Origin of the sequence: Rudaea sp. (assembly GCF_036383415.1) — a bacterium.
GTDB lineage: Bacteria > Pseudomonadota > Gammaproteobacteria > Xanthomonadales > Rhodanobacteraceae > Rudaea.
Map to the genome: position 1 here is coordinate 1 of NZ_DASVOK010000064.1, position 10,527 is coordinate 10,527.

A 10,527-nucleotide genomic window follows, 5' to 3' on the forward strand; every position below is an offset into this window, starting at 1 on the left:
CGATTCTGCCGGCGCTCTGGCGGCGCCTGCAGGATGCGGGTTTGCTTTCGTCCGACGCGGCGGTGCCATCGCGATGATGGTCGTCGACGCCCACCAGCATTTCTGGCGCCTGTCGCGCGGCGACTACACGTGGCTCACGCCCGATCTCGGCGCGTTGCATCGTGATTTCGAGCCGGCCGACCTCGCGCCGCTGCTTGCACAGAACGGCGTCGCCGCGACCGTGGCCGTACAGGCGGCGGCGACCGAGGAGGAAACGCATTTCCTTCTCGACCTCGCGCGCGAGCACGCCTTCATCAAAGGCGTTGTCGGCTGGACCGATTTCGACGCGCTTGATGTCTCGCGACGCATTGCCGCACTCGTCAAGGCCGGCGCGGGCAAGCTCAAGGGATTGCGTCCGATGATTCAGGACATCGCCGATCCCGACTGGGTGGCACGACCGCAGCTCGACGCCGCATTCGCGACGATGATCGATCAGGGCCTCGTGTTCGACGCGCTGGTCAGGCTGCCGCACCTCGGCGCACTGCTCACGCGCCTGCAGCGGCAGCCGCAGTTGCGTTGCGTGATCGACCACGCCGGTAAGCCTGAGATCGCGCATCGTGCGTTTGACTCGTGGGCGCGCCAGTTGGAGCGCCTCGCCGGCGAAACGAGTGCTCGCTGCAAGCTGTCCGGTCTGTTGACCGAGGCCGCGCCGGGCGCGACGGTCAAGGACCTCGCGCCGTATGTCGAGCACGTCTTCTCCTGCTTTGGCCCAGAGCGCGTGCTCTGGGGCAGCGACTGGCCGGTGCTCGATCTCGCCTCGGACTATTCCGCATGGTTCGCCATGGCGCGGAACCTCGTGGCGGGCCGCGCGGCCGGATTCGAAACGCAAGTGTTCGGCGCGAATGCCGCGTCGTTCTATCGACTCGATTTGTAAGTCTCCATTTGTATACTTTTGAGATTGCGAGATGAGCGGAAGACTGAAGGGAAAACACTGCCTGATTACCGCGGCCGGTGCCGGCATCGGCCGCGCGAGCGCGCTGGCCTGCGCGCGCGAGGGTGCGCACGTGCTCGCGACCGATATCGACGAAACGGCACTTGAGGCGCTCGCCGGCGAGAGGACGGCGATCCGCACGGCCGTGCTCGACGTGACCGACCCGGCGCAGATCGGCGCGCTCGTTGCGGCAAATCCCGGCATCGACGTGCTGTTCAACTGCGCCGGCTACGTAGCCGCTGGCAGCATCCTCGACTGCGACGATGCGGCGTGGAAGCGTTCGTTCGCGATCAATGTCGATGCAATGTTCCACACCTGCAAGGCCGTGTTGCCGGGCATGCTCGAACGCGGCCGCGGCAGCATCATCAACATGGCCTCGGTCGCGTCATCCATCAAAGGTGTGCCGAACCGCTTCGCCTACGGTGCGACCAAGGCGGCGGTGATCGGCCTGACCAAGGCGATCGCCGCCGACTACGTCGCGCGCGGCGTGCGCTGCAACGCGATCTGCCCCGGCACGGTGAAGACGCCTTCGCTCGCGCAGCGCGTGAAGGCGATGGGCGGCGACGAAGCCGCGGTCTGGAAAAGTTTCACCGACCGCCAGCCGATGGGCCGGCTCGGCGAAGCCGACGAGATCGCCGCGCTCCTCGTCTACCTCGCTTCCGACGAATCCTCGTTCACCACGGGTACCACGCACGTCATCGATGGCGGCTGGGCCAACTAGGGAGTCACGATGAAACTGTTTCGATACGGAGAACCCGGACGCGAGAAGCCCGGCCTGCTCGATGCGGGTGGCACGCTGCGCGATCTGTCCGGCGTCGTCGACGACATTGCCGGCGAAGTATTGAATGAGGCAGGGCTGGCGAAGCTGCGCGCACTCGATCCAGCATCCTTGCCGATTGTGTCAGGCAGTCCGCGCTACGGCGCCGCGGTCGGTCGCGTCGGCAAGATGGTCTGCATCGGCCTCAACTACTCCGATCACGCCGCCGAGACGGGCACGAAAGTGCCGGAGATGCCGATCCTCTTCATGAAGGCGACGACGGCGATCGTCGGGCCGAACGACGACGTGATGATTCCGCGCGACTCGGTCAAGACCGATTGGGAAGTCGAACTCGGCGTCGTCATCGGCGACGTTGCTCGCGATGTGTCGATCGAACGGGCACTCGATCACGTCGCCGGCTATCTCGTCGTCAACGACATTTCCGAGCGCGAGTTCCAGCTCGAACATTGCGGGCAGTGGGACAAGGGCAAGGGCTGCGACACTTTCGGCCCGATCGGGCCCTACCTCGTCACGCGTGACGAGGTGCCCGATGCGCAGAACCTGTCGATGTGGCTGACAGTGAACGGTCACCGCTACCAGAACGGCAGTACGTGCACGATGGTGTTCGACGTGGCGCATCTCGTCAGCCACATCAGCCGCTACATGACCTTGATGCCGGGCGACGTGATCTCGACCGGCACGCCGCCCGGCGTCGGCCTCGGCCAGAAGCCGCCCGTATATCTGAAGCCCGGCGATGTGATGGAACTGGAGATCGAAGGTCTCGGCAAGCAGCGCCAGCACGTGGTCGCGTATCGGCGCGCGGCGAAGGAGTAGGGCGTGGGCAAAATTACTGGACTGGAAGCGCTCGACGTGCGCTTTCCGACGTCGCGCCAGCTCGATGGATCGGATGCGATGAATCCGGATCCGGATTATTCCGCTGCGTACATCGTGTTGCGCACGGACACGGCGGATGATCTCGCCGGCTACAGCCTTGTCTTCACGATAGGGCGCGGCAACGATGTGCAAACAGCGGCGATCCGCGCGCTTGCGCATCTCGTCGTCGGTCGCGACGTGGATGAGATCGTCAACGATCTCGGTGCCTTCGCGCGCAGCCTCACTGCGGACTCGCAGTTGCGCTGGCTCGGTCCCGAGAAAGGCGTGATCCACATGGCGATCGGCGGCGTGATCAACGCGGCCTGGGATCTCGCCGCGCGCCGCGCCGGCAAGCCGCTGTGGCGCTTCATCGCCGAGATGTCGCCGGAGCAGATCGTCGCGCAGATCGACTTCCGCTATCTCACCGATGCGCTGACGCCGGACGAGGCGCTCGACATTCTCAAGCGCGCCGAAAGCGGCAAGGCTGCGCGCATCGCCGAGCTGATCGAGAGAGGCTATCCCGCGTACACGACCTCGCCGGGCTGGCTGGGATACAGCGACGAGAAACTCGTGCGCTTGGCCAAAGAGGCCGTCGCCGAGGGCTTCCGCACGATCAAGCTCAAGGTCGGCGCGAACGTCGAGGACGACGTGCGCCGCTGCCGCCTCGCGCGCGCGACGGTCGGGAAGCACATCGCGATCGCCATCGATGCCAACCAACGTTGGGATGTCGCCCCCGCGATCGCCTGGCTGCGCCGCCTCGTCGAATTCGACATCGCGTGGATCGAGGAGCCGACGAGCCCCGACGACGTGCTCGGTCATGCGGCGATCCGTCGCGGCGTGGCGCCGATGCCGGTGTCGACCGGCGAGCACACGCACAACCGCGTGATGTTCAAGCAGCTGCTGCAGGCGCAGGCGGTCGATCTGATCCAGATCGACGCGGCGCGCATCGGCGGCGTCAACGAGAACCTCGCGATCCTGCTGCTCGCGGCCAAGTTCGGCGTGCGCGTGTTCCCGCATGCGGGCGGCGTCGGCCTGTGCGAACTCGTGCAGCATCTGGCGATGGCCGATTTCGTCGCGATCACAGGCCGGATGGAAGACCGCGCGATCGAATTCGTCGATCACCTGCACGAGCACTTCGTCGATTCGGTGCGCATCCGCGACGGGCGCTACCTCGCGCCGTCGGCGCCGGGCATGTCGGCGGAAATGAAAGAGGCATCGATACGCGAACACCTGTTTCCGGGCGGCGCCGTCTGGGCCCAATGAGTCACACCGCTGCCGTTTCCAACATCACAAATGATGATACGAGGGAGAGTGAAGCCGTGAAGATGACAAGCCGATTCGTCCACCGCGCGATCCTCGCGTCGCTGATCGCCGCGTCCGTTGCCGCGCAGGCTCAAGACGCGAAGCAGACTGCCGCGCAAAGCGTGGCGTCAGGTCAAATCGCCGAAACACCCGCGCAGCGCGACGCGCGCATGGCCTGGTGGCGGGACGCGCGCTTCGGCATGTTCATTCACTGGGGCCTGTACGCGGTGCCTGCCGGCGAGTGGAACGGGCGCAAGGACCTCGCCGAGTGGTTCATGGACCAGACCGGCATCTCGCGCGCGGACTACGAGAAATTCGCCGCGCAGTTCAATCCGACGAAATACGATCCCGACGAGTGGGTGCGCATCGCCAAGGATGCGGGCATGAAATACATCGTGATCACGTCCAAACATCACGAAGGCTTCGCGATGTGGGACACGAAAGGCACCGATTACAACATCGCCAAGCGCACGCCGTACGCCAAGGGCGTGCTCAAACCGCTGGCCGAGGCCGCGCGGCGCGCGGGCCTGCATTTCGGCACGTACTACTCGATCATGGATTGGCACGATCCGTCGCAGTCGCCTGCGCAGCCCGGCAAACACTACAACCCGACCAAGATGGACCCGGCGAAGAAGCGCGCCTACATCGAGGAGATGAAGACCGAGCTCGCCGAACTGGTGCGCGAGACCCACACCGAAGTGCTCTGGTTCGACGGCGAGTGGATGGACTGGTGGACGAACGAGGACGGCCGCGAGCTGTACACATTCCTGCGCAAGCTCGATCCGAATCTGATCATCAACAACCGCGTCGGCAACTCGCGCGCAGGCATGGCCGGCATGGACAAGGGCGAAAGTGTCGGCGACTTCGGCACGCCTGAGCAGCAGATTCCCGCCAATGGCTTCGGCCCCGGCGTGTACTGGGAGACCTGCATGACCTTGAACGACCACTGGGGCTACAACAAATACGACGACCACTGGAAATCGACCGAGGCCGTCGTGCGCAACCTCGCCGACATCGCGAGCAAGGGCGGCAACTACCTGCTCAACGTCGGGCCGACCGCCGAAGGCACGATTCCCGCGCCCGCGACGGCGCGCCTGCGCGACGTCGGCAAATGGCTCAGCGTCAACGGCGAGTCGGTTTACGGCACCGGGCCGACGCCATTCGCGGGCGACCATGGCAGCTATTCGACAACGGAAACGAACGGCGATGGCAAGCCGAAGTGGATTCCCAAGTGGGATTGGCGCGCGACGAGCAAAAAGGGAAAAGTATACGTGCACCTGTTCGAGTGGCCGGGCAGGACGTTTCGCGTCGATGCGGGCGACCTGCGGGCCAAGTCCGCCTATTTTCTTGCCGACCCGAAGCACACACCGCTGAAGCTCGCGCAGAACGGCAAGACGCTTGAAGTGCAACTGCCCGACAAGCCGCTCGACCCGGTCGATACGGTGTTGGTCATCGGCACGGAATAGTCGACATCAAGCTTTCCTTCGCCGGCAGTCTTAACGATTTTTCACTTGAGGGTCGAATCGCATCAGGCGTATTTTGTTTCGGTAGTCAAATGGCGTACACGAGGAGGAGATTCGAAATGGTTCGGTTCCTTCTCTTGCTCGCGACCGCGCTGCCGTCTTTTCCTCTTGCGGCGGCGACGTTGGATTCCCGCGTTCTGGCCAGCTCCGGCTTTCTCGAAGCCCACCCCGACGTTTACTGGCGTGGGCTCGCTCTGGAACGTTACAAGAAGCAAAATTACGTCGAAGCGTTCGACCTGTTCCGTCGCGTGTCGCGCTATGCGGACAAGGCTTCGCAAAGCATGGTGGCCGAGATGCTGTGGGAGGGAAAAGGTACGCCGATGGATCACGCCCTCGCCTACGCGTGGATGGACTTGGCCGCCGAAAGAGAATACCCGCAGCTCGCGGCGTGGCGGGAGCGCTATTGGCATGAGCTGACGCCCGACGAGCAACGTCGCGCCCTCGACGTCGGCAAGGCGGTTTACGCGGAATACCGCGATTCCGTGACCAAGCCGCGCCTCGAAAACAAGCTTCAGCTTGCACGTCTGGACGTCCTCGGCTGGATGGAAGGCGCGGACGTGCTGCTGCCGGATTCGAACGGCATCGTCAGCATTGCCGGGCAGCACGATCGGGTCTACAACCAGCACTATTACGATCCGAACTACTGGGATCCGAAACTGTATTGGCGGCGTGTCGACAAGGAATGGAATGCCACCGTGACCGTTGGTCCGCTGAGCGAGAAGCCTTCCCCTTAGATGCACCGAACCACGAGCGTCAGGCGCCGCGCTTGATCTTCAGCGATTCGCGCAGGGAAAAAATCGGCTGCATGGCGATCCATTTCTCGCCGGGCTTGGCGAACGGCAGCGCCTGCTGGAACTTCCACATCAGCGCCTCCCATTCCTGCACGCGCGAATTTGCCGCGTCGCGCGCCGCCTTGCGTACGGCGGAATAGTCGTCGCCGACATCGAGCACGAGGACGAGGCGGTTGCCGGTGCGGAAGATTTCCAGGTCGCGCACGCCGGCCTCGCGCAGCGAGTCGACGACTTCGGGCCAGACGTTTTCCGGGCGATGCCAGCGTTCGTACTCGGCGATCAGGCCGGGATCGTCCTTGAGGTCGAGCGCATAGTGGAGTCGCATGTGCTCAGCCCGCAGCCGTTCTATGTGCGCGCACGGCGTAGCCGAGGATCACGGCGAAGCACAGCGTGGGCACGATGATCGAACGATGGATGCCGAACGCATCGGATACCGCGCCCATCAATGCCGTCAGCACCGCGCCGCCGATGATCGCCATGACGAGGAACGACGAAGCGAGCTTGCGGTCGTCGTCGCCGAGTCCGCACAAGCCGAGGCTGAAGATCGTCGGGAACATCACTGACATGAAGAAGCTTGCGGCGACGAGTGCATACACGCCGGATTGGCCGGGATTGACGATCGCATAGACCGTCAGCGCGATATTGATCGCGGCGAACAGGGCGAGGATGCGTGCCGGCGCGAGCACGCGCATCGCCGCGGTGCCGGCGAAGCGGCCGAGCATGAACACGATCAGCGAGGCGGTCAGATAGTCGGCGGCGCTTTTCTCCGGCGTGCCCGGCACGGTTCCTTGGACGTAGCGGATCAGATAGCTCCAGATACCGACTTGTGCGCCGACGTAGAAGAACTGCGCCACCACGGCGAGAATGAAATTGGAATTGTGGAAAAGTTTACCGAGGTGCGCGGCGCCACCGGCGTGGTCGGATTCCTGTTCGGCCGTGGCAGGGAAGCGTGTCAGCGCGATCAGCATGGCCCAGACGACCACGATCAGGCCGATGACAAGATACGGCGTCTGCACCGCCGCCGATTCCGCCGCGTAGTAGGCCTGGCGCGCGCCGTCCGTCATCGCTGCCAGCTCTACCGGCGTGTGCTCGATGCCGGAGAAGATGAAGTGCTGGCCGACGAGCACACCGGTGATCGAGCCGAGCGGATTGAATGACTGCGCGAGGTTGAGCCGCTGCGTCGCACTGTCGGCCGGTCCGAGCACGGTGACGAGCGGATTGGCCGAGGTTTCGAGAAAGGCGAGGCCGCTCGCGATCACGAACAGCGCGGCAAGGAACAGGCCATAGGTATGCGACGCGGCCGCGGGGTAGAACAGGAATGCGCCAGCGGCATATAGCGCGAGGCCGATCAGCAGTGCGCCCTTGTAGCCGAAGCGGCGCATGCAGATGCCGGCAGGAATCGCGAGCAGGAAATAGCCGAGATAGAACGCGCTCTGCACGAGGCCGGCCTGGAAATCGGACAGTTCAAAGGCTTTCTTGAACTGCTTGATGAGAATATCGTTGAGGTTGTTCGCCATGCCCCAAAGGAAGAACAGGCTTACGATCAGCGCAAATGCGACGAAGGCGGTGCGTGCGACTTGCCCGCTTGTCGTCACCGCGCTGTTGCTCGCGTAGTGCATCGTATCCTCCCGGTGTGCGTGGAATTGTGTTCTGCTGTCGCACGGATAGACTTCGCTTGAAGTCTAGCAGCGATTTTCCCGTCGTTGCAAATATAAAACGTTGTTTCTAAAATATCATCCGACCGCACGGCAATGTCGCGGCTGGCGGCACAAGGAACTCGCAGTGACGAAAACGACCAAATACCGCGCCCCGGCGCTGGACAAGGGACTCGACATCCTCGAGTTGCTCGCGCGCACGCCCGGTTCGCTCAACCTGACCGAAGTCGCGCAGGGCATCGGTTATTCCAAGAGCGAGATCTTCCGCATGCTGCAGGTGCTCGAGGCGCGCGGCTACCTCGCGCGCGAGGGCAATGACGGCGCCTATGCGCTGACCAACCGCCTGTTCCTGCTCGGCATGGAGCGGCCGCCGATCAAGGGACTCACCGAGGCGTCGTTGCCGGTGATGCATCGTCTTGCCGAGCAGATCAAGCAACCTTGCCATCTGGTCGTCGCCTCGCAGGACCAGATCGTCGTCATCGCACGCGTCGACGCGACCAGCGACATCGGCTTCGTCGTCCGCGTCGGCCATCGCCGTCCGCTTGCACATGCGACCTCGGGTGTCGTGCTGTTCGCGTTCCAGGGCGAGGAAACGCAGGAGCGCTGGTTGGCGTTGATGGAAGCGGGCGAAGAGCGCTTCAAGCGCAAGCAGTTTCTCGCCATCGCGGCGCAGATCCGCGAGCAGGGTTATGCGGCGCTGCCGAGTGAGGCGGTAGATGCGGTGACCGATCTTTCCGCGCCGATCCTGCAGGATGGACATGCCGTCGGCACGTTGACCATTCCGTTCGTCGAGCGCCATCCGGTGACGGTGTCGGTCAAGCAGGCGATCCAGCATCTACGCGACGCGGCGAAGGACGTTTCCGCAGCCTTGCTGCACTGACGCCTGCCGTCATCCCCCGGCACCGGATCGCGTTTTCAATCCAGCACGATTTCGCTTGCCGGTGGCAGGCGCCAGTCGATCTCGGCTTGTCTGTGCTCGCGCAGGTACGCATTCGCGCGCGAAAAATGGCCGCAGCCGATGAAGCCGCGGTATGCGGACAGTGGCGAGGGATGCGGCGCCTTGAGCACGAGGTGGCGGCGCGTGTCGATCAGCTTGCCCTTGGCTTGCGCGTAGCTGCCCCAGAGCAGGAACACGAGGCCCTCGCGTTCGCGGTTGAGATGGTCGACGACCGCATCGGTGAATCCTTCCCAGCCCTTGCCCTGGTGCGAGCCGGCCTGGTGCGCCTGCACGGTCAGCGTTGCGTTGAGCAGCAGCACGCCTTGTCGCGCCCACGGCAGCAGGCAGCCGTGATCGGGGCGCGGGGTGTGCAGGTCACGCTCGATCTCGGCGAAGATGTTCTGCAGCGACGGCGGCACGTCCACGCCGGGCATCACCGAGAAGCACAAGCCATGTGCCTGGTTCGGGCCGTGGTACGGATCCTGGCCGAGCACGACGACTTTGACCTGATCGAACGGCGTCGTGTTGAGCGCGGCGAAGATGCGTTTCGGTGGCGGAAAGATTTTCTTGCCGCGCTGCAGCTCGCTGCGCAGGAATTCGCTGAGCACACGCATCTCGGGGCGTTGCAGGTAGTCGCCGACGCGCGCCTTCCAGCTTGGTTCCAGTTGGACACGATCCTCACTCATCACCCGTCCTCGAAGCTGCTGCGCTCGATAATTTGCGCGCCGGCGGTGCTCGGAATCCTCACATACTCGTTTGTATGCTCCGGTTCCTGCGCTCCGGCGACGCGCAAATTCTCTTCGCTCGCGACGCTTCGAGGGCAGGTGATCACTGCGGCTGCTCCAGCCGCAACTGGCGCGACGTGGCGATCCATGCGCCCAGCCAGCCGAGCACGACGCTGGCACCGAGCAAGGCGAGGGCTTGCACGATCGACAGGCCGTGGATCGTGAAGCGTCCGCCATAGCTCGACGTCAATTGGCCGAGCGGCGTCGCCAGTGCGATCTCGACGCCGCCGATCAGGATCAGCGCGCAGAGTCCGGCGAGCGCGCCATACCAGAGTCCGGCATACAGAAACGGCCGGCGCACGAAGGCGCGGTCGGCACCGAGCAGCTGCATCACGGAAATTTCCTCGGCGCGTCCGGCGATGTCGTTGCGCACGGTGTTGCCGACCACGAGCAACGCCGCGAGTCCGAGCAGGATCGCGAGCACGCCGGCGAGGCGCGCGGTGAAGGCGAGGATCGCATCGAGGCGCTGGCGCCAGAGCGCGTCGTACTGCACCTGGTCGACGCGCTTGTCGTGCGCGAGTTCGTCGACGATGGCTGGCGCGCCGTGGGCGGACCCCGCCACGATCTTCGGCGTCACGATCAGCACCGTCGGCAGCGGATTGCTCTGTAGCACCTTGAGCGCGTCGGCGAAACCCGACTGGCTGCGGAATTCGGCGAGACCTTCCTCGGGCGTTTTGATCACGACTTCGGCGACATCGGTACGCTGGCGCAGCATCTCGGCCAGCGATTTCGCCATAGCGGCATCGACCTCGGGCTTGAGAAACGCGCCGATACCTCGCGCGTCGTCGAGATGCCCGCCCAGCGCGCGCGCGTTGTCGAGCAGCAGCCAGAGCAGGAACGGCAGGCACAGCGCTAGGCTCATCACGAGCAGGGTCAGCGCGGTTGCGCCGGGTCGCTCCATAAGACGTTGCAAGCTGGCGCGGAAGCTGCGCGA

General features: G+C 64.3%; 11 protein-coding genes. 7 read left to right on the forward strand and 4 right to left on the reverse strand.

Translation table 11 applies throughout. From position 1 onward, the window contains the following. The first annotated feature begins 73 nt into the window (after nt 1-73). The 6 genes from VF497_RS02245 to VF497_RS02270 all read left to right on the forward strand — a co-directional run bounded on the left by VF497_RS02245 (nt 74) and on the right by VF497_RS02270 (nt 6,159). The gene (locus VF497_RS02245; protein ID WP_330885849.1) at nt 74-913 is read left to right on the forward strand and encodes an amidohydrolase family protein; all 840 of its coding nucleotides are present in this window, start codon (nt 74-76) and stop codon (nt 911-913) included. 31 nt (nt 914-944) lie between these two features. Continuing rightward, nucleotides 945-1,691 carry an SDR family oxidoreductase gene (locus tag VF497_RS02250; RefSeq protein ID WP_330885831.1) on the forward strand — a complete coding sequence of 249 codons (747 nt, stop codon included), beginning with the start codon at nt 945-947 and terminating at the stop codon, nt 1,689-1,691. 9 nt (nt 1,692-1,700) lie between these two features. Next, nucleotides 1,701-2,561 carry a fumarylacetoacetate hydrolase family protein gene (locus VF497_RS02255; RefSeq protein WP_330885833.1) on the forward strand — a complete coding sequence of 287 codons (861 nt, stop codon included), beginning with the start codon at nt 1,701-1,703 and terminating at the stop codon, nt 2,559-2,561. Between the two features lie 3 nt (nt 2,562-2,564). Further along, nucleotides 2,565-3,863: an L-fuconate dehydratase gene (locus tag VF497_RS02260; protein WP_330885835.1), complete on the forward strand. Its 1,299-nt coding sequence runs from the start codon at nt 2,565-2,567 to the stop codon at nt 3,861-3,863. 62 nt (nt 3,864-3,925) lie between these two features. Beyond that, nucleotides 3,926-5,368: an alpha-L-fucosidase gene (locus VF497_RS02265; RefSeq protein WP_330885851.1), complete on the forward strand. Its 1,443-nt coding sequence runs from the start codon at nt 3,926-3,928 to the stop codon at nt 5,366-5,368. 116 nt (nt 5,369-5,484) lie between these two features. Then, nucleotides 5,485-6,159 (forward strand): hypothetical protein, encoded by a 675-nt coding sequence (locus VF497_RS02270; protein WP_330885837.1) that lies wholly within the window; start codon nt 5,485-5,487, stop codon nt 6,157-6,159. A gap of 19 nt (nt 6,160-6,178) precedes the next feature. Here the strand turns inward: VF497_RS02270 and VF497_RS02275 are convergent, their stop codons facing one another. Both VF497_RS02275 and fucP read right to left on the reverse strand, forming a co-directional pair. Beyond that, entirely contained in the window at nt 6,179-6,541 is a 363-nt protein-coding gene (locus VF497_RS02275; protein WP_330885839.1) for an L-rhamnose mutarotase, read from the reverse strand. 4 nt (nt 6,542-6,545) lie between these two features. Continuing rightward, nucleotides 6,546-7,835 carry an L-fucose:H+ symporter permease gene (fucP, locus tag VF497_RS02280; RefSeq protein WP_330885841.1) on the reverse strand — a complete coding sequence of 430 codons (1,290 nt, stop codon included), beginning with the start codon at nt 7,833-7,835 and terminating at the stop codon, nt 6,546-6,548. Between the two features lie 163 nt (nt 7,836-7,998). Between fucP and VF497_RS02285 the strand changes: the two genes are divergently transcribed. Continuing rightward, complete coding sequence (locus VF497_RS02285; protein WP_330885843.1) at nt 7,999-8,751, forward strand: IclR family transcriptional regulator; 753 nt, start codon at nt 7,999-8,001, stop codon at nt 8,749-8,751. A gap of 35 nt (nt 8,752-8,786) precedes the next feature. Here the strand turns inward: VF497_RS02285 and ung are convergent, their stop codons facing one another. Further along, entirely contained in the window at nt 8,787-9,494 is a 708-nt protein-coding gene (gene ung / locus VF497_RS02290) for a uracil-DNA glycosylase (RefSeq protein WP_330885845.1), read from the reverse strand. Between the two features lie 142 nt (nt 9,495-9,636). After that, nucleotides 9,637-10,527, reverse strand: an 891-nt coding sequence (gene ftsX, locus VF497_RS02295) for a permease-like cell division protein FtsX (protein WP_330885847.1), incomplete at its 5' end; no start/stop codon positions are given.